Origin of the sequence: Sphingomonas citri (genome assembly GCF_019429485.1) — a bacterium.
GTDB classification, from domain to species: Bacteria; Pseudomonadota; Alphaproteobacteria; order Sphingomonadales; family Sphingomonadaceae; genus Sphingomonas; species Sphingomonas citri.
The window spans coordinates 380,467-397,330 of the sequence record NZ_JAHXZN010000003.1 but is presented as its reverse complement, the minus strand read 5'-3'; the positions used below and the strand labels follow the sequence as shown (position 1 = coordinate 397,330).

The 16,864-nt window shown below is 70.8% G+C and carries 23 protein-coding genes and 1 pseudogene; 14 read left to right on the top strand and 10 right to left on the bottom strand.

Annotation, left to right across the window (positions count from 1 at the left end):
• Positions 1-608, bottom strand: a pseudogene (locus KZ820_RS12305) (hypothetical protein); the annotation flags it as partial.
• Positions 609-1,027: 419 nt separating this feature from the next.
• Here KZ820_RS12305 and KZ820_RS12300 point away from each other — a divergent pair.
• On the top strand, positions 1,028-2,545 hold the full coding sequence (locus KZ820_RS12300; protein WP_219748888.1) for a fumarate hydratase: 1,518 nt from the start codon (positions 1,028-1,030) through the stop codon (positions 2,543-2,545).
• Between the two features lie 420 nt (positions 2,546-2,965).
• On the top strand, positions 2,966-5,059 hold the full coding sequence (locus tag KZ820_RS12295; protein ID WP_219748887.1) for a TonB-dependent siderophore receptor: 2,094 nt from the start codon (positions 2,966-2,968) through the stop codon (positions 5,057-5,059).
• A 13-nt stretch (positions 5,060-5,072) separates the two neighbouring features.
• Here KZ820_RS12295 and KZ820_RS12290 read toward each other — a convergent pair whose 3' ends face one another.
• Positions 5,073-5,777, bottom strand: coding sequence for a class I SAM-dependent methyltransferase (locus tag KZ820_RS12290; RefSeq protein WP_219748886.1), 705 nt, complete (start codon positions 5,775-5,777; stop codon positions 5,073-5,075).
• A 438-nt stretch (positions 5,778-6,215) separates the two neighbouring features.
• The gene (locus KZ820_RS12285; RefSeq protein ID WP_308462209.1) at positions 6,216-6,758 is read right to left on the bottom strand and encodes a hypothetical protein; all 543 of its coding nucleotides are present in this window, start codon (positions 6,756-6,758) and stop codon (positions 6,216-6,218) included.
• A gap of 104 nt (positions 6,759-6,862) precedes the next feature.
• Between KZ820_RS12285 and KZ820_RS12280 the strand changes: the two genes are divergently transcribed.
• Both KZ820_RS12280 and KZ820_RS12275 read left to right on the top strand, forming a co-directional pair.
• On the top strand, positions 6,863-7,231 hold the full coding sequence (locus KZ820_RS12280) for a PRC-barrel domain-containing protein (RefSeq protein WP_183945535.1): 369 nt from the start codon (positions 6,863-6,865) through the stop codon (positions 7,229-7,231).
• An 11-nt stretch (positions 7,232-7,242) separates the two neighbouring features.
• A complete protein-coding gene (locus KZ820_RS12275) occupies positions 7,243-7,380 on the top strand; it encodes a hypothetical protein (RefSeq protein WP_219748885.1) in 138 nt (45 codons plus the stop codon).
• Positions 7,381-7,528: 148 nt separating this feature from the next.
• Here the strand turns inward: KZ820_RS12275 and rpmG are convergent, their stop codons facing one another.
• A complete protein-coding gene (rpmG, locus tag KZ820_RS12270) occupies positions 7,529-7,696 on the bottom strand; it encodes a 50S ribosomal protein L33 (protein ID WP_022687989.1) in 168 nt (55 codons plus the stop codon).
• 175 nt (positions 7,697-7,871) lie between these two features.
• Between rpmG and KZ820_RS12265 the strand changes: the two genes are divergently transcribed.
• The 7 genes from KZ820_RS12265 (at position 7,872) to KZ820_RS12235 (ending at position 12,028) form a co-directional block, all read left to right on the top strand.
• Complete coding sequence (locus KZ820_RS12265; RefSeq protein ID WP_183921924.1) at positions 7,872-8,180, top strand: hypothetical protein; 309 nt, start codon at positions 7,872-7,874, stop codon at positions 8,178-8,180.
• A gap of 135 nt (positions 8,181-8,315) precedes the next feature.
• Positions 8,316-8,813, top strand: a complete 498-nt coding sequence (locus KZ820_RS12260) for a Dps family protein (protein ID WP_183921925.1) — start codon at positions 8,316-8,318, stop codon at positions 8,811-8,813.
• Positions 8,814-8,842: 29 nt separating this feature from the next.
• On the top strand, positions 8,843-9,028 hold the full coding sequence (locus KZ820_RS12255) for a DUF1328 family protein (RefSeq protein WP_183921926.1): 186 nt from the start codon (positions 8,843-8,845) through the stop codon (positions 9,026-9,028).
• A 32-nt stretch (positions 9,029-9,060) separates the two neighbouring features.
• A complete protein-coding gene (locus KZ820_RS12250; protein ID WP_219748884.1) occupies positions 9,061-10,674 on the top strand; it encodes a cisplatin damage response ATP-dependent DNA ligase in 1,614 nt (537 codons plus the stop codon).
• An 85-nt stretch (positions 10,675-10,759) separates the two neighbouring features.
• Positions 10,760-11,206 carry a VOC family protein gene (locus KZ820_RS12245; protein WP_219748883.1) on the top strand — a complete coding sequence of 149 codons (447 nt, stop codon included), beginning with the start codon at positions 10,760-10,762 and terminating at the stop codon, positions 11,204-11,206.
• Entirely contained in the window at positions 11,203-11,505 is a 303-nt protein-coding gene (locus KZ820_RS12240; RefSeq protein WP_219748882.1) for a polyhydroxyalkanoic acid system family protein, read from the top strand. Before KZ820_RS12245 ends, KZ820_RS12240 begins: the two co-directional genes overlap by 4 nt.
• An 88-nt stretch (positions 11,506-11,593) precedes the next feature.
• Entirely contained in the window at positions 11,594-12,028 is a 435-nt protein-coding gene (locus KZ820_RS12235) for a response regulator transcription factor (protein ID WP_219748881.1), read from the top strand.
• Positions 12,029-12,211: 183 nt separating this feature from the next.
• On the opposite strand, the gene KZ820_RS12230 is transcribed toward KZ820_RS12235, so the two are convergent.
• Positions 12,212-12,994 carry a hypothetical protein gene (locus tag KZ820_RS12230; RefSeq protein ID WP_219748880.1) on the bottom strand — a complete coding sequence of 261 codons (783 nt, stop codon included), beginning with the start codon at positions 12,992-12,994 and terminating at the stop codon, positions 12,212-12,214.
• Between the two features lie 54 nt (positions 12,995-13,048).
• Here KZ820_RS12230 and trmB point away from each other — a divergent pair, with 54 nt between their 5' ends.
• Positions 13,049-13,729 (top strand): tRNA (guanine(46)-N(7))-methyltransferase TrmB, encoded by a 681-nt coding sequence (trmB, locus tag KZ820_RS12225; RefSeq protein WP_219748879.1) that lies wholly within the window; start codon positions 13,049-13,051, stop codon positions 13,727-13,729.
• A 376-nt stretch (positions 13,730-14,105) separates the two neighbouring features.
• Here the strand turns inward: trmB and KZ820_RS12220 are convergent, their stop codons facing one another.
• Positions 14,106-14,267: a hypothetical protein gene (locus KZ820_RS12220; RefSeq protein ID WP_219748878.1), complete on the bottom strand. Its 162-nt coding sequence runs from the start codon at positions 14,265-14,267 to the stop codon at positions 14,106-14,108.
• 121 nt (positions 14,268-14,388) lie between these two features.
• On the bottom strand, positions 14,389-14,655 hold the full coding sequence (locus KZ820_RS22320) for a helix-turn-helix domain-containing protein (protein ID WP_373369023.1): 267 nt from the start codon (positions 14,653-14,655) through the stop codon (positions 14,389-14,391).
• Between the two features lie 447 nt (positions 14,656-15,102).
• On the opposite strand from KZ820_RS22320, the gene KZ820_RS12210 reads away from it, so the two are divergent.
• Together KZ820_RS12210 and KZ820_RS12205 are read left to right on the top strand one after the other, a co-directional pair.
• Positions 15,103-15,456 carry a hypothetical protein gene (locus KZ820_RS12210; RefSeq protein WP_219748876.1) on the top strand — a complete coding sequence of 118 codons (354 nt, stop codon included), beginning with the start codon at positions 15,103-15,105 and terminating at the stop codon, positions 15,454-15,456.
• A gap of 51 nt (positions 15,457-15,507) precedes the next feature.
• Positions 15,508-15,726, top strand: a complete 219-nt coding sequence (locus tag KZ820_RS12205; protein WP_219748875.1) for a hypothetical protein — start codon at positions 15,508-15,510, stop codon at positions 15,724-15,726.
• Here the strand turns inward: KZ820_RS12205 and KZ820_RS12200 are convergent.
• The 3 genes from KZ820_RS12200 to KZ820_RS12190 form a co-directional block, all read right to left on the bottom strand.
• A complete protein-coding gene (locus tag KZ820_RS12200; protein ID WP_219748874.1) occupies positions 15,723-15,896 on the bottom strand; it encodes a hypothetical protein in 174 nt (57 codons plus the stop codon). The two genes, KZ820_RS12205 and KZ820_RS12200, sit on opposite strands and share 4 nt — an antisense overlap.
• A gap of 90 nt (positions 15,897-15,986) precedes the next feature.
• The gene (locus KZ820_RS12195; protein ID WP_219748873.1) at positions 15,987-16,376 is read right to left on the bottom strand and encodes a response regulator; all 390 of its coding nucleotides are present in this window, start codon (positions 16,374-16,376) and stop codon (positions 15,987-15,989) included.
• 238 nt (positions 16,377-16,614) lie between these two features.
• Positions 16,615-16,860: a DEAD/DEAH box helicase family protein gene (locus KZ820_RS12190; protein WP_219748872.1), complete on the bottom strand. Its 246-nt coding sequence runs from the start codon at positions 16,858-16,860 to the stop codon at positions 16,615-16,617.
• Positions 16,861-16,864 lie beyond the last annotated feature (4 nt).

Sequence of the window (16,864 nt, the reverse complement as noted above, 5' to 3'; positions counted from 1 at the left end):
TGGCGGGCGAGCGCGGCGCGCACCACCGCGAGCGCCACCAGCGCGGCGCCGCCGAGCGCGAGCGCGGCCGGCAGCGGCGCGGCGCCGGTGAGCGCCACCGCGGCGAGCGCGAGCGTCACCACCAGCGCGAGCGTGGCGGCGCGCAGCGGCTGGAGCGCGAGCGCGAGCGCGATCAGCGCGGCGGTGCCCGCTACGCCCGCGGCGGGGTGCAGTGCGGGCGGCAGCGTCGCGACGGTGGCGGTGAGCAGCGCGAGCAGCAGCGCGATCGCGCTGCCGCCGGCGGCGATCGTCGCGATCCGCCAGTGGGTCGGGCTCGCCGCCGCGCGCGGGTGCGCCGCGACCGCCCAGCAGCCCAGCGCGAGCAGCGCCGCCGGACCGCTGCGCCACGCCAGCGCGGCCACGATCCCGTGCCCGGCGAGCGCCCCCAGACCCAGCGGCGCGAGCAGCAGCACCGCCGCGGCGGCGGGCCACAGCGCGGCGCTGGCGGCGAGCGCGGCGCGGCGCGACTCCTCCACCAGCGCGTCCGACGCGGGCGCGAGCCCGAGCGCCTCGGCGAGCGCGCGCACGCCGCCGGTCGGTTCGTCTCGGTCTGGGGCGGGCGGGCGCATGGCCTTGTCCTACCGCGACATTCTTGCGTTTTCCTTTGCGCCGCGCGGCAGATGCGGCGCCGGCGCGATGACACGATGCCGCACCTGATCCGGCGGGATGCGCGCGGACGCGGGCGCCAACAGGCGGAGCAGACCCTCGACGCGCTTCACCTGCCGTCCTCCGGGACCTCACCTTGCGTCATCGCGCCCTGCACCTTCCGTCATCCCGGACTTGTTCCGGGATCCACCCTTCCGCGAAAGCAACGCCTCAGGCGTGTGCGGCACGGTGGATCCCGGACCAAGTCCGGGATGACGGGGCGAGGAAGGCTGCGACGGGGAAGTCACTCGTACCCGCCCCGGATCGTCACCGCCCAAGGTGCCCCATCGCGCCCAGCCTCCAACGGTTGCCCGTCCCCCGGCGGCGTCGTACAGCCGCGCGCATGACGACGATCCGCGAAGCCGACCTGATCGAGAGCGTGGCCGACGCGCTCCAGTTCATCAGTTACTATCACCCGATGGACTACATCCGCGCGCTGGGCGAGGCCTATGCCGCGGAGCAGAGCCCCGCCGCGAAGGACGCGATGGCGCAGATCCTCACCAACAGCCGGATGTGCGCCGAGGGGCACCGCCCGATCTGCCAGGACACGGGGATCGTCACCGTCTTCGTCAAATGGGGGCAGGACTGCCGGCTGGAGAGCCCGCGCTCGCTCCAGGAGGTCGTCGACGAGGGCGTGCGCCGCGCCTATCTCCACCCCGAGAACAAGCTGCGCGCCTCGATCCTGGCCGACCCGGCCTTCACGCGCCGCAACACGCGCGACAACACGCCGTCGGTGCTCCACGTCGAGATGGTACCGGGCGACAAGGTCCACATCGACGTCGCGGCCAAGGGCGGCGGCAGCGAGAACAAGTCCAAGTTCAAGATGATGAACCCGAGCGACTCGATCGTCGACTGGGTGCTGGAGATGCTGCCGCAGATGGGCGCGGGCTGGTGCCCGCCGGGCATGCTCGGCATCGGCATCGGCGGCACCGCGGAGAAGGCGATGGTGCTCGCCAAGGAATCGCTGATGGGCCAGATCGACATGGCCCAGCTCAAGGCACGCGGGCCGAAGAACGACCTGGAGGCGCTCCGCATCGAGCTGTTCGACAAGGTCAACGCGCTCGGCATCGGCGCGCAGGGGCTCGGCGGGCTGTCGACCATCCTCGACGTCAAGATCCTCGACTGGCCGACCCACGCCGCGTCCAAGCCGGTGGCGATGATCCCGAACTGCGCCGCGACCCGCCACGCGCACTTCACGCTCGACGGCTCGGGGCCGGTGTACCTGGAGGCGCCCAAGCTCGCCGACTGGCCGCAGGTCGACTGGCAGCCCGACAGCGCCGCGATCCGCGTCGACCTCGACACGCTGACCCCCGAGGTGGTGCAGACGTGGAAGCACGGCGACCGGCTGCTGCTCAACGGCAAGATGCTCACCGGGCGCGACGCCGCGCACAAGCGCATCGCCGACATGCTGGCGCGCGGTGAAGAGCTGCCGGTCGAGTTCAAGGGCCGCGTGATCTATTATGTCGGGCCGGTCGACCCGGTCGGCGAGGAAGTGGTCGGGCCGGCGGGGCCGACCACGGCGACGCGGATGGACAAGTTCACGCGCATGATGCTCGAGCAGGGCCTGCTCGCGATGGTCGGCAAGGCCGAGCGCGGCCCGGCTGCGACCGAGGCGATCCGCGACCACAAGAGCGCCTATCTGATGGCGGTCGGCGGCGCGGCCTATCTGGTCGCGCGCGCGATCAAGGGCAGCAAGGTCGTCGGCTTCGCGGACCTCGGCATGGAGGCGATCTACGAGTTCGAGGTGAGCGACTTCCCCGTCACCGTCGCGGTCGACGCCGAGGGGCAGAACGTCCACCAGCTCGCGCCCTTGGTGTGGCGCGAGAAGATCGCGCGCGAGGGATTGCTGCAACCGGCGTGAGGCGGGCGGCGATACAATCACGGAGTGGCACCGTCGCTGATCCGCCAGCGTTCACGTACCGCACTGCATGGGCCTCGCTTCTCGTCATGAGAGAGAGCGTAGGAGGCGACGACCGGCCGTCAACACGAACGAGCCCCTCCCCTTCGAGGGAGGGATTGGGGTGGGGCGTCGCCGCGAAGACCGCGCTTGCGGAGGCGCCCCACCCCCATCCCCTCTCCTGAAGGAGAGGGGAGCATATAGTCCTGCTCTTCACAGCAAGCGTTCGATCGCGACGGGAGTGGCAGACCCGGCACGACGCTCTCGCCCGCCTCATTCGTCCACACCGCCGCCGACGGGCCCACCCTCACCATGGCGGGTCATGCCAGAGGTGAGAACGATACGCAGTAGCGCTAAGCCGATCCCTCATCGCAAGGGGGACTCATGGCTCAACTCGCTCTCCTCGCCGCCGCGGCCGCGCTCGCCGGTGCGGTGCCGCCCCCCGCGCGCGAGCCGACGCAGCAGCAGCAGCAGGCGTCGGACGAGGACATCGAGGTGCGCGGCGAGCGCCTGCCGGCGGCATCGCTGACCCGCTCGACGCTGCGGCTGGTCGACGTGCCGCAGTCGGTGACGGTGGTCTCCGCCGAGACCTTCCTGCGCCAGGGGGCGCTCTCGATCGCCGACGCGGTCCGCTACGCCGCCGGCGCGGCGAGTTCGACCGCGCGCGACACGCGCTTCGACTGGGTGTGCGTGCGCGGGGTCGAGCCCTCGCTGCTGCGCGACGGGATGCGCGATCAATATGGCGTCTTCGCCAGCATCGCGCCCGACCCCTATGGCTTCGCGCAGGTCGAGCTGCTGCGCGGCCCGGCCTCTATGCTGTTCGGTCGCGGCGCGATCGGCGGCGTCATCAATCTCGCCACCAAGACCCCGCAGCTGCAGGACCGCGCCGCGCTCCAGGCGATCGCCGGCAGCTATGGCCGCGCCGAATGGCTGGTCGACACCGAGACGGTGGCGGGCACGACGCTGGGCGCGCGGCTGGTGCTGCACGCGCGCGACGCGGGCACCTATGTGCCGCACGTCCCCGACGACCGCCTGCTCGTCGCCCCGTCGCTGGCGTGGCATCCCGGCGGCGGGACCGAGATCACCCTGCTCGCCAGCTTCCAGCGCGACCACACCGGCTCGATCGCGAACTTCCTGCCGGTGATCGGGACGATGCGCGACAATCACGGGCGCGCGCCGCTGCCGGGCTTCCTCTTCCTCGGCGTGCCCGGCGACGACCGCTACGACGGCAGCGCGCGCCAGGTCGGCGCGATCGCGACGCAGCGGCTGGGCGGCGCGGGGCGCCTCACCGTCCGCGCGCGCTACACCTCGGCCGACGTCGAGTATCGCACCCATTTCCCGAACAGCTACCCGCGCCCGACCGACCCCTATCTGCCCGACGGCACGTGGCGCCACATCCCGCTGCTCAGCTACGGCGCGCACGGTGGGCTCCACGTGCTGGCGGGCGACGCCAGTCTCGGGTGGAGGCTCGTCACCGGCCCGCTCACGCATCAGCTGCTCGCCGGCGCGGACTATGGCTGGCACGACGCCTATCGCCGCTTCGGCCTCGGCTCGCAGCTGGTCGACCTCTACGCGCTCGACCGCGCCGCGATCGTTCCGGCGGCGCGGAAGCGCCCGCTGCTGCAATCGGAGGAGGACCGCCAGCTCGGCCTCTACGCGCAGGACGAGCTGCGGCTGTGGGAGCGCGCCACGCTGGTGCTGGGCGCGCGCCACGATCGCGTGGACACCGACCATGCCGCGGTCCAGCGCGGCCCCGGCAGCACCGCGATGTCGGGCCCGCGCGTCGATCGTGCCACCACGCTGCGGGTCGGCGCGTCGGCCGACATCGGCGGCGGCGTCACCCCCTATCTGAGCTACAACGAGAGCTTCGAGCCGATCGCCGGGCTCACCGCGGCGGGCACGCCGTTCGTCCCCAAGACCGGGCACCAGCACGAGGCAGGGATCAAGTGGCAGCCCGACGCGGCGACGCTGGTGACGCTGGCGGCCTTCCGCATCGCCGAGCAGCACCGCCCCGTCCCCGATCCCGACCACCCCACCGAGCGGATCCAGGCGGGGACGATGCTGATCCGCGGCAGCGAGCTCGAGGCGCGGCGCACCCTGCCCGGCGACTATGAGGTGAGCGTCGCCTATGCGACCGATCATCTCTCCGGCGAGGGCGCCGCGTTCGACGCCGCGCCGCGCCACCTCGCCTCGCTGTGGCTCACGAGGGCGCTCACCGCCGGCGCGGGGACGTGGCGCGTCGGCGGCGGCGTGCGCTACGTCGGCGAGCAGGTCTCGCGCAACGCGACCTGGACGCTGGTGACCCCCGCGGGCACGCTGGTCGACGCGGTGATCGAGTACCGCCTCGACCGCTGGCACGTCGCGGTCAACGCCACCAACCTGCTCGACCGGCGCGGCTATTCCAGCTGCCTCGCGCGCGGCGACTGTTTCGCCGCGGCGCCGCGCGACGTGCGCGTCTCGCTGGGCGTCGACCTGTGACCGGCGCCCGCGCTCAGTCGCGCCGGAACAGCACCGCCTCGCCCGCCCCGGCGGCGACGCGCCAGCCCTCCGCCGCCAGCGCGTCGCGGTGGCGCGGGGTGACGTACAGCAGCCGCACGTCGCGCTCGGGCGGCAGCGCCGCCAGCCGCCTGGCCACCGCGCGGATGATCGCCTCCTCGAACGGGTTGAAGAGATAGACGAGCAGGTCGCCGTCGGGGAGCGCGACCGCGGTGGCGTCCCCCAGCAGCGCGGTCGCGCGCGGGTCGCCGCGGCGCGCGAGGTTGCGCGTCGCGGTGGCGTGCAGCTCGGCGGCGAACTCCACCCCGGTGACGGCGCGGAACGGATAGTCGCAGGCGAGCAGCAGCGCACGCCCCTTGCCCGAGCCGAGGTCGAGGAAATGGAAGCGCGACAGGTCGCCGTCGACCAGCGCCATCGCCGCGGCGAACACGTCGGGTTCGGAGGCGACATGGTCGATGCCGTAGCGCGCGTTGGGGCTGTCGATCGCGAGCGTGTAGAGCCGCTGGACGCCGCCGGTGTCGCTGTCATGGGCCGAGTCATAGGCGGCGTCGCGCGCGGCCTTGGCGGCGAGATAGTCGCCGAGCCCGCGGTCGGGGCGTGCGCGCCGCAGCAGCCGCCGCGCCGCCTCGAGCGGCCCCTCGTCGGCGACGATCGCGCCGAGCCGCCGCGCCGCCTGACCGAACCGTGCGAGCCTGCCCAACCCCGCTCCCCTTCTCACCGATGCCAGATATGAGAAGAGGTTGCCGGACCCGGCCGAAGCGGCGCCCGACAACCCCTAAACATGGTCAGCGGCCGGAGAGCTCCAGCCCGGGAGACCATGCAGGCCTCCGACAGAATGACCTACCTCGTTGTCTGGGGGAGGATACCCCCCGAGGCAGACCGTACCGTCAGAAGCGCGTCCCCCGAACGAACTGAACCGACCCCATTGCTGAACCATGAGACATCGGATCACCTCCTTTCGCTGGTTGATAACGAGCGCGGCCCTCGCGAACCGCACGATCAATGTGAGCCGCGCGCGACTCGGATACAAGTCTTGTGTTGCGGGGCGGAATGTACGATTCTCGCACGCTCGGTTTTCGGGTCCGGGAGCCGCGCCGGAAGGATCCTCCCCTGCGAGAGGAGGATAAGGCGCAGCCCCTTACCCGCGGCAATCCTCGATCACGCGCGCCAGCTCGGCCCAGGGCGGCAGCACCAGCGGCGCGCTGCCCGGCTGCTCCAGCGTGAAGCGGCCGCGGCTGAACACCATCGCGTCGAGCAGCCGGTCGCTCGCCGCGAGCACCACCCCCGCGCCGCCCGCCACCGCGGTCGCGGGCAGCGTCCGCGTCGTCGCGCTGGTGCGCACCGTGACGGGCGCAGCGACGCCGCCGACCCGGGTCAGCGTCACCGTGCGCGCGGCGCGGTCGCAGCGCGCGGTGGCGACCGCCGTCGCGCCGGTGCCGAAGCTGGCGACCGTGCCGCCGGCGTCGCGCGTGTAGCGCCACGTCCCCGGCGTGCGCGGCCAGTCCTGCCACTCCGCCGCGAGCGGCGCGGGCGCGGGCGCCGCGGGCGGGGGCGGCGCGGGCGCAGGGGTCGGCGCGGGGGCGGGCGGCGGCGGGGTCACCTGCGGCACGCAGCCGGCGGCGAAGGTCAGCACGGCGGTGAGCGGCGCGAGGCGCGCGCGCGAGGGAAAGTATCGAGCCACGACCGGGGCCTATGCCGGAAGCGACGGGCGCGCTCAACCGCGCGCGGAACCGCGGCGTGGCGCGGGCGGTTCTCGGCTGATAACGTTTGTTGATGGAGTCACCGATGGCCGACGACGCGCCCACCCAGATCCTCGTCCAGTCCAACCTGGCGGAGACGATGAAGGTGGACAGCCGCGACGGCGACCATCTCGGCGCGGTCCACGCCTTCATGGTGCACAAGGCATCGGGGCGCGCCACCCACGCGGTGCTCAGCCTCGGCGGCTTCCTCGGGATGGGCAAGAGCTTCTATCCCCTGCCCTTCGCGCTGCTGCAGTTCGATCCGGTGCGTGACCGCTACGTCGTGACGATCGACCGCCGCCTGCTCGAAGGCGGCCCGAGCTGGGCCAATAATGCGCCGGTGTTCGACCAGGCCTATGCCGATCGCGTCGCCAGTTACTACCAGGTGCGCGGCGAGAATCTCGCCGCCGAGTGAGGAGAGGATCGATGCCCGAGCCGGACCGCGACGACGCGGTGGAAGAGACCGTCGAGGAACTGCTGACCGATCCGGACGCGCCGGAGCACGGCAAGCACCCGCGGCCGCCGCAGACGATCGACGCCGAGCCGAGCGGGGAGCAGCGTTAGGGAGCGCGGGCCGGTGCTCCCGCGCACGCGGGAGCATGAGGCCCAGAGGACCGAGCGCGAGGCCGCACCCACGCGAAAAGAGCCGCCGGCACGATGCCCGCGGCTCCCGCGATCAACCGGCGACGGGCGGCCGCGCCGCCCGCGGCGCTTACTTGATCTTGGCTTCCTTGAACGCGACGTGCTTGCGCACGACGGGATCGTACTTGTTGAAGCTCAGCTTCTCGGTCTTCGTGCGCGGGTTCTTCTTGGTGACGTAGAAGAAGCCGGTGTCAGCCGAGCTGACGAGCTTGATCTTGACGGTGGTCGGCTTGGCCATGACCGGTTCCTAAGCGAATGAAACAAGAAAGCGGCGAAGCTCGCCTCGCCGCGTCAGACGCGGGTGCTTGGCGCATGTGGCGCGCGGAGTCAAGCGCGGCGCGGCATTAAGCATAAGGTAAGGGAGGCGGGCGCAGGATGCACGGATCGGGACTCACCCGACCGGGATCACGCGCATGGACGACATGGATATCCTCGCGATCAAGGCGCATCTGGCGCGGCGCATCGCCGCGATCGACTGGCGCGCCGGGCCGGCGCGGCTCGCGCCCGAGCTCGACGGCATCCGCGTCGCCGCCGAGCAGCACCGGCTGCTGCCCGTGGTGACGGTGGCGCAGTCGCTCGGCACCGCGATCGGCCGCGGCGAGCGCGGCGTGCTGGTCCACGACTGGCTCGGCCTGCTCGGCGAGGCGGTGGCGAGCGGCGCGCAGGACGAGGCGACCTCGCGCGCCTTCGCCGCCGCTTGCGCCGTGCGGCTGGCGGCGTAGGGCGCAGGCGACCTTCTTGATCCTCCCTGCACGGCGGGGAGGATCTGTATCGCACGACTCTCTCCCTTGCCTTGACCGGACCCATTCGCGCCCCACATCGTTTCGCTCCCGATCAGTGAAACGACGGAGCCGCTCGTGGCCGATACCAATCCCGCGCTCGATACCCCCACCGACCTCGCGCGCAACGACACCCGCAGCGTCGCCGACGCGCTCAATGCCGCGCTCGCCGACAGCTACGCGCTGTACCTCAAGACCAAGAACTTCCACTGGCACGTCTCAGGGCCGCACTTCCGCGACTATCACCTGCTGCTCGACGACCAGGCGGCGCAGATCCTCGGCGCCACCGACGCGATCGCCGAGCGCGTGCGCAAGACCGGCAACACCACGCTGCGCTCGATCGGCGACATCGCGCGACGCAGCTCGATTCGCGACAATGACGCCGATTTCGTCGCGCCCGAGCAGATGCTGGCCGAGCTGCGCGACGACAATCTCACGCTCGTCCAGCGCTTTCGCGACGTCAAGGAAGCCGCCGAAGAGGCCAAGGACAATGCCACCAGCGGCATCGTCGACGACTGGACCGACCAGGCCGAAGAGCGCGCCTGGTTCCTGTTCGAGGCCAGCCGCAAGGCCTGACCCCCGCCGATCGTAGAAGGAGCCGAGCGATGCTGAAACTGGCCGTGATCTTCCTCGTCGTCGGGCTGCTGCTCGGCGCGCTCGGCTTCGGCGGCATCGGCGGCGCCTTCGTCGGCATCGCCAAGATCCTGTTCTTCATCGCGCTGGCGCTGTTCCTGATCTTCCTCGTGCTCGGCATCACCGCGGGGAAGAAAGTGAAGGACACGCTGGACTGAGGCGCGCGGCCGGGGTGGAGCGTTAGCGCCGCATGCACGCCTTCGCCGCGCTCCTCGACTCGCTGATCTACACCCGCGGGCGCAACGCCAAGCTCAAGCTGATCGGCGACTATCTCCGCGCCACGCCCGATCCCGACCGCGGCTGGGCGATGGCGGCGCTGACCGGTGACCTCGACCTGCCAGCGGTCAAGCCGGCGCTGATCCGCGCGCTGATCGAGTCGCGCGTCGACCCGGTGCTGTTCCGGATGAGCCGCGACTATGTCGGCGACACCGCCGAGACCGTGGCGCTGCTCTGGCCGGTGCCGGACGTGCCGCCGACCGACGTCACGCCGCTGACCGTCGGCACGGTGGTCGACCGGCTCATGCACCTCTCGCGCTCGGACGCGCCCGCCGCGCTCGCGGCCATGCTCGACCGGCTCGACGCCGAGGAACGGTTCGCGCTCCTCAAATTGGCCACCGGCGCGCTGCGCGTCGGCGTCTCCGCCCGGCTCGCGAAACAGGCGCTGGCGGACGCGTTCGGGCTCGACGTCGAGGCGGTGGAAGAGGTGTGGCACGGGCTCGCCCCGCCCTACCCCACGTTGTTCGCCTGGGCCGAGGGCACCGGCGAGCAGCCGACCCCGGCGGACGTGCCGGTGTTCCGCCCGTTCATGCTGGCGCATCCGCTCGAGGACCTGCGCGTCGACCTCGCCGACTATGCCGCGGAGTGGAAGTGGGACGGCATCCGCGTCCAGCTCGTCCACGTCGCCGGTGCGACGCGGCTCTACAGCCGCACCGGCGACGACGTCACCGCCGCCTTCCCCGACGTGGCCGCGGCCTTCGCGACCTATGGCGTGGTCGACGGCGAGCTGATGGTGCGTGGCGACGCGCAGGGGGCGCGGCTGGGCGAGGGCGAGGGCGAGGGCGCGGGCAGCTTCAACGCGCTGCAGCAGCGGCTCGGGCGCAAGGTCGTCTCGGCCAAGATGCTGGAGGAAGCGCCCGCCTTCGTCCGGCTCTACGACATCCTGTTCGACGGCGCCGAGGACCTGCGTGCTTTGCCCTGGACCGAGCGGCGCGCGCGGCTGGAGGCGTTCGCGGCCCGGCTCGACCCGACCCGCTTCGACGTCAGCAGCGTGATCGCGGCGGCGGATTTCACCGCGCTGGAGGGGATCCGCGCCGGCGCGCGCGACGCCGCGATCGAGGGCGTGATGCTCAAGCGCCGCGACTCGCCCTATGTCGCGGGGCGCCGCGCCGGGCTGTGGTACAAATGGAAGCGCGACCCGCTCACCGCCGACTGCGTGATGATGTACGCGCAGCGCGGCAACGGCCGGCGCTCGAGCTGGTACAGCGACTATACGTTCGGCTGCTGGACGGGCGAGCAGGCCGGGGAGGGCGAGCTGCTGCCGGTGGGCAAGGCCTATCAGGGCATCACCGACCAGGAGATCGCGCAGCTCGACCGCTTCGTGCGCCAGCACACGCTCAACCGCTTCGGTCCGGTGCGCGAGGTGGAGAAGTCGCTGGTGCTCGAGGTGGCGTTCGACTCGATCCATGAGTCCAAGCGGCACAAGTCCGGGCTGGCGATGCGCTTCCCGCGTATCGCGCGGATCCGCACCGACAAGCCCGCCGCCGAGGCCGACACGCTGGCGGCGCTGCGCAAGCTGGTGACGTGAGCGTCATCCCGTTCGCCGAGCGCGCGCGGCCATGCGACCCGCTCGCCCCTTCCCCCGGCCGCGCCGCATGAGGTACAGCTTCACCATGACCCTGCGCCCCTTCCACCTCGCCTTCCCGGTCCACGACCTCGCCGAAGCGCGCGCCTTCTACGGCGGCGTGCTGGGCTGCGCCGAGGGACGCTCGAGCGAGTCCTGGATCGACTTCGACTTCGGCGGCCACCAGATCGTCGCGCACCTCGATCCCGCCGCGAGGCCGGTGGCGGTGACCAACCCGGTCGACGGCCATGACGTGCCCGTGCCGCACTTCGGCATCGTGCTGACGATGGCGGACTGGCAGGCGCTCGCCGCGCGCGTCGAGGCGGCGGGGGTGCGCTTCGGCATCGCGCCGCACGTCCGCTTCCAGGGCCAACCGGGCGAGCAGGCCACCATGTTCTTCCGCGATCCCAGCGGTAACGCGCTGGAGTTCAAGGCCTTCGCCGACGACTCGCAGCTCTTCGCCACGTCCGCGCGCGTGCCGGAGGCGGTCGCATGAGCCGCCCGGTCGAGGTCGACCTGCCGCACCAGCTCGGCCGCGACGGCGCCAAGCAGCGGATCGAGGGTGGGTTCGGCAAGCTCGCCGGCTATGTCCCCGGCGGCCACGTCACCGAGCATCGCTGGGACGGCGACACGCTCCACTTCACCGTCGAGGGCATGGGGCAGCGCGTCGGCGTGCGGCTCGACGTGGCGGACAGCAACGTCCACGCGGTGTTCGAGCTGCCCGGGCTGCTCGCCATGTTCGCCGAGCCGCTGCGCGAGAAGCTCCAGAAGGACTGGCCGAAACTGCTCTCCTGAGGGCGGCGCCACGGCTGCCCACCGCATCGTTAACCGGGCGTTCGCCATTTGATGGCATCCCGCGCGTCTTCTCGGAGACCACGGGGCCATGGCGCATATCATCGTCGCCGACGACGACGACATCTGGGGCGAGCTGGTGTGCGACGCGCTGCGCGCGGCCGGACACACCGCGGGCGCGCTGACCGACAGCCGCGACGCGCTGCGCGCGATCAAGGCGCGCCGGCCCGATCTGGTCGTGCTCGACTGCAGCATGCCCGAGCTGAGCGGCGTGCTGCTGCTGCAGGAACTGCGCAAGTCGCCACAATTGTTCGACCTGCCGGTGCTGATGCTGACCGGGCGGCGCAACGACCAGGACGTGCAGCTCGCCTATTTCGCCGGGTGCAACGACTATCTCAAGAAGCCGTGCGACCCGGAGGAGGTGGTCTATCGCGTGCAGCGGCTGCTGGAGAAGTTCCCGCCGGCGGTGGCACCGCTACGCCGCGTCGCACCGGGCAGCTTCGGTCGGCGCGCGCCGGGGCGCTGAGATCCGCCATCGGGCGCCCGCCTATCCCCCGCCGCGCCGACGGGCACCGACGCTGCCCCCCCCCCACATGTGCCGTCGTCCTGCACTCGGCTCGACACCCACCAAGCCGCGTCGCCCGAGCGCCGTCGCGGGCGGGCCGGTGGATGCCGGATCGGGTTCAGCCACTGGCGCGCGCGCGCCCCATCACCCCGCCGCGGTATAGGCCGCGAACGGCTCTTCCAGCAGCAGTCGCCCGTCGCGCCACACCTGCACCGCGCCGCCGCCCTGCGCCGGCTCGAGCGAGGCGATCACGCGATAGACGAAGCCGTCGCGCTCGAACTGATAGGTGCGCCGCTCGCGCGAGGAGTCGATCACGCGGCCGCCGTCGATCGTCAGCGAGGCGCGCGTGCCGCGGCCACCCCAGGGCACGTCGACCGCGCCGAGCTCGGCATCGTGGTTGTAGCTGGAGTAGCGATAGCCGCCGCGCGCGTCGCCGGTGACCTGGATCGAGCGCTTGGCGGTGACCCCCAGCACGCGCGTCTGCGCGGCGAAGCGGCACTGGCTGGTGGTGGGGCCGTAGCGCAGCGACACCACCGTCGGCGTGGTCGCGCCGGGTTCGACCATCTGCGGGTTGATCGTCTCGACCGCGCCGACCTCGCGTCCCGCGGCGTTGGTCAGCGCGTACCAGACGTGCCCCATGCCCGCGTCCCCCTGGCCGACGCGCACCGTCGCGCGATGCGTCGCCAGCCCGGGCTTGGCGTAGCTGGTGAGCGTCACCTGGCCGTCGCGGTCGGGCGGGGACATGGCGATCGCCCAGTCGCGGTCGGTCGAGTCGCACAGGAAGGCGGCGGGCTTCCACGCGCCGTCGACGCGCTGCATCGACACCGCGCCGAGCGCGCGCAGCTGCGCCACGCCCGCCGTTGGCAGCGCCACCGCGCCCGCCGTGATCCCTGCCGTCATCGCGCCGATCCACCAGGCCCGCATCATCGTCCTCCGTTTCCCGCGTTTCGTTTTGGCGCGCGAGGCGATAGGCGGCGCTGCATGAACGATCCCACAACGATCCGGCGACTCTACGGCCGCCGCCAGGGCCATGCGCTGCGCGCCGGCCAGGCCGCGCTGGTGGAGGAGCTGCTGCCCCGCCTCGCGCTGCCCGAGAGCGGCGCGCTCGACTCGCGCGTGCTGTTCGGCGACGACCGCCCGCTCCAGCTCGAGATCGGCTTCGGCGCGGGCGAGCATCTCGCCGCGCAGGCGGAGGCGGCGTCGGGCACCGGCTTCATCGGCTGCGAGCCCTTCCTCAACGGCGTGGTCGGCGCGCTCGGCCACGTGCGCGACCGAGCGCTCGGCAACGTGCGGATCCACATGGGCGACGCGCTCGAGGCGGTGGAACGGCTGCCCGACGAGTCGCTCGAGCGGGTCTATCTGCTCCACCCCGATCCCTGGCCCAAGGCGCGCCACGCCAAGCGGCGCATGATGAACCACGGCCCGCTCGACCTGATCGCGCGCAAGCTCAAGCCGGGCGCCGAGTTCCGGCTCGGCACCGACGACCCGACCTACTGCCGCTGGGCGATGATGATCATGGACCAGCGCCGCGACTTCAGCTGGACCGCGACGTCCTCCGCCGACTTCCTCGAGCGCCCGGCCGACTGGCCCGAGACGCGCTACGAGCGCAAGGCGCGGCGCCAGGGGCATGAGGTCTGGTATTTCAGGTACATTCGCGTCTGACACCATCGAGACGTTCGTCCCATCCCTCGGCGATGCCGAACGTGAGTTCCCGCAAGACGTGGGAAGGAGAGAGGACAGATGCAGCAGCTTCTCACCACTGCGCAGGCCGCGCCCCTTGTGCGCGGGCGCCGAAGCTCAGAAACGAAAAGGGGTCGGCCTGCGGCGGTCCGCGCCCTCCTCGGCAACGACAAGGGCCTGAGACCAGCTGCCCGGTGCACCTCGCCGCGGGTGATGTCTCCTGCGCCATGGTCGCGAGCGGGACGGTGCTGAAGTGGGAGCGCCACTGGCGCGGGCACAGCTGCCTCAGACGCCGTCCCTGATCGCTCGATCAGAACCGGCTTGCTCGACATGACGAAGGCGAGAGACGTTTGGGCCGTCAGCGCTCGCCGCTACGCTCCTGCGCCACCTCGATCGGCTCGATGTCGTCAAGTTCAGCCAGCAGGTCCTCAAACCCCTCCGTGCCGTGCACGCGGTAGCTCTGCCTGAAGCCCTGTCCCAGGACGTTCAGGTCGCGCTGGGTCAAGAGCGCCACGGCCACTATGCGATCGTCAGTCACGTCGCATCAACGGGATTTGCGGGAGCAAGTGCCGGGCCGCGCGAGCTTTTCTAGTGCCTGTTGCCCCGGAGTGGGAACGAGGGTCCGCGAGGCGACGCTGACGCTAAGCCCGTCTCGCTGCGGAGTCGCGCTGCTCCACGAGGTACCAGTTGCCGTCGACCAGCGTCACTCGAGGCTGGGACTTCGCGACAGAGCGCCTCCGACGGGGCGCACCCGACCGGCGAGCCTCCTCATCGAACTTAATTTCATACTGGTCGATGAGACGGTACAGTGTTGTTCTGCCTATCCGAAGGCGCTCAGCCGCTGCACTGAGGTTGTACCCCGAAAGACGTAGCGCCGACTGAATGGCAGCGCGCTGCGCATGGGCCATTGTGCCCTCGATCTGATGGTCTATGCTCATTGCGCAACGCTCAGCCTACCGTATGTCGCTGCCGCGACTACCGCCATGTGCGATGATGCTGATACATCGTAAGCAGTGGGAAGCATTGTAGATAGTTGCACGCTGAGATCTCCGTTCGAGGCGCACGCGAGGCACCTATGCGCAGGTACGAGACTTCGGCTCGTCGGATGCGCTCTGCCAACGTGGGTTAATCAATCGCAGAGCAGATGAGCCGCCCAGCAAAGGATTGTCACATTCGTGTGCTGGCCGTGACGAGCTAACCCTCGCCCAGCACGATGACCCCACGCACTGGCTTGCCCGACTCGAAGGGCGGTGCGACCATCCCGGCACAGGCGATCTGCTGAAGCAGGGGGTGCTATGTATAGCCGAGCTTACCTCGTCTCGTTCGCAGCTTCCACCGCGCTGACCGGAGCTGCCATGGCTCAGTCCTCGACGCCGCAGCCGCTGCCGCCGCTTCCCTCAACGTCTTCGGGTTCGTACGGGCCAAGCCCGTGGAGCTACGCGGGTCGCGCCAGCGAGCCCCGCTTCCTGCCAGCCGCGCCAGCGACGGCGGCGGACATCGTCGTGGGTGCCAAGGTGAGCAGCATCTACGGGCCCCCGATCGGCACCATCGCCTACGTCACTGGTCGCGAGGCTGTCGTGAGGACGGCGCATAGCCAAGCGCGTGTCCCGCTCAGCGCGTTCGGCAAGAGCCAACGCGGCCTCCTCCTGGAGATCAGCCTGTGGAAGCTCGATCAGCTCGCGGCGTCAGCGCAGCGCGCGGGCAGCTGACAGGCATGGTGTCCCGACGTCCCGTGGAGGGATCACCTGGGCAACTTGGCAGTGGCGCCGCTCACGCTGGGTGACCATCTTGGCCGAGTGCATTCCTCAAACGACAATGACATCGAGCAGACAGCGGCAGCCCTCGGTGCGCGACACGGGTCGCGCGCGCGCCAGCAGGTCGTCGATCAGATCATAGCGGCCATTCGCGCGCATGATCTCGCCACGGCCAAGCGCTGGGACGAGATCGGAGAGGCCGTCGATCGCAGGCTTGCCGCCTAAGCTGGTAGAGCGGCGAACGGCAAGATCACGTCGATCACCTGCTGCCAGCGCGCTCGAACGATGCCGTCAGCCTGGTCGCGCTGGCTCTCCGCCACCTCGACCGCGCGGCCGCCGAACGCCTCGTGAAAGGCAGCGCTGAATGCTTCCTCTAGGTCCGGCCGGTCGTTCATGTCGGAGCCTTTCGTCGTGGGAGCGGCAGCTGCTAGCATGCGATGCTGAACGAAGCCCCTACGAGCCTGGCGGCTTTTCGATGCCGCGACTTAGGCCAAAGTCGAACGGAGAAGCACCTGAACCTGCGCGGCCAACCCGATCGGATCGAAGGGCTTGGCGATGGTCCCGACAGCCCCGGCGGCTGCGTAGCGCCCGATGTCAACGGCGCGCACCGATGACGTGAAGAATGCGATCGGGGGCGGCTCGCTCATGGCTCGCCTGATCGCCCGAGCCAGGGCGACACCCTCCATATCCGGGAGGTTGTTGTCAGTTAATATAAGGTCCGGTTTCGGCGCATGCTGAAGGTGGTGAAGCGCGTCAGCGCCAGTTCGCATCGACGTAACTGTAAGATTTGGATCAAGGTGCAAGGCCATCACCGCTATGGCGCTTATGTCAGGGTCGTCCTCGACCAAAAGGATGAACGCAGCTTCCTCAGCCACGGCTAGCTCTCCTCGTCATCTTATCTACTAAGGCTGGCGAGCGCCCTGGTCGTCAAAGGATTTCGTGTCCGCTTAGGCTGGACTTGCTCGCGCACCGCCGAGCCATGCTCGCGAACGCTCACGGCCTCTCCACCAAGCCAAGATCATTGCCCTCTTCCGCGTCCAAGACCGCGTTCAGAAGCCTTGTGGCCAGGGCCAGCGCCTCTCACGGCTCGAGCGTGAGGCAGTTGATCGTGCATCATGCCGGCTCTCCCGGCGCCCACGGGTCGCGCGCACCTAGCAGCCGTTCGTCGACCTCCAGCACGATGGCGAGGTGCCGCCGCTCGACATCGGGCAGCCGCCGCGGCGATCCGCGGCTGATGAAGCGGGACAGGTAGCCGGGGCTGCGACCGACCTTCACGGACAGGTGCGTCAGGCTCTCGCCGCGCTCGGCGGCGACTCGGATGAGGTTCTCGCGGGCACTCATCGCCTCCAGATGACGCAAGCCA

Coding starts and splice junctions, on each gene's coding strand:
- KZ820_RS12300 (WP_219748888.1), top strand. CDS start 1,028: ATGACGACGATCCGCGAAGCCGACCTGATCGAGAGCGTGGCCGACGCG.
- KZ820_RS12295 (WP_219748887.1), top strand. CDS start 2,966: ATGGCTCAACTCGCTCTCCTCGCCGCCGCGGCCGCGCTCGCCGGTGCG.
- KZ820_RS12280 (WP_183945535.1), top strand. CDS start 6,863: ATGGCCGACGACGCGCCCACCCAGATCCTCGTCCAGTCCAACCTGGCG.
- KZ820_RS12275 (WP_219748885.1), top strand. CDS start 7,243: ATGCCCGAGCCGGACCGCGACGACGCGGTGGAAGAGACCGTCGAGGAA.
- rpmG (WP_022687989.1), bottom strand. CDS start 7,696: ATGGCCAAGCCGACCACCGTCAAGATCAAGCTCGTCAGCTCGGCTGAC.
- KZ820_RS12265 (WP_183921924.1), top strand. CDS start 7,872: ATGGACGACATGGATATCCTCGCGATCAAGGCGCATCTGGCGCGGCGC.
- KZ820_RS12255 (WP_183921926.1), top strand. CDS start 8,843: ATGCTGAAACTGGCCGTGATCTTCCTCGTCGTCGGGCTGCTGCTCGGC.
- KZ820_RS12250 (WP_219748884.1), top strand. CDS start 9,061: ATGCACGCCTTCGCCGCGCTCCTCGACTCGCTGATCTACACCCGCGGG.
- KZ820_RS12245 (WP_219748883.1), top strand. CDS start 10,760: ATGACCCTGCGCCCCTTCCACCTCGCCTTCCCGGTCCACGACCTCGCC.
- KZ820_RS12240 (WP_219748882.1), top strand. CDS start 11,203: ATGAGCCGCCCGGTCGAGGTCGACCTGCCGCACCAGCTCGGCCGCGAC.
- KZ820_RS12235 (WP_219748881.1), top strand. CDS start 11,594: ATGGCGCATATCATCGTCGCCGACGACGACGACATCTGGGGCGAGCTG.
- KZ820_RS12230 (WP_219748880.1), bottom strand. CDS start 12,994: ATGATGCGGGCCTGGTGGATCGGCGCGATGACGGCAGGGATCACGGCG.
- trmB (WP_219748879.1), top strand. CDS start 13,049: ATGAACGATCCCACAACGATCCGGCGACTCTACGGCCGCCGCCAGGGC.
- KZ820_RS22320 (WP_373369023.1), bottom strand. CDS start 14,655: ATGGCCCATGCGCAGCGCGCTGCCATTCAGTCGGCGCTACGTCTTTCG.
- KZ820_RS12210 (WP_219748876.1), top strand. CDS start 15,103: ATGGCTCAGTCCTCGACGCCGCAGCCGCTGCCGCCGCTTCCCTCAACG.
- KZ820_RS12200 (WP_219748874.1), bottom strand. CDS start 15,896: ATGAACGACCGGCCGGACCTAGAGGAAGCATTCAGCGCTGCCTTTCAC.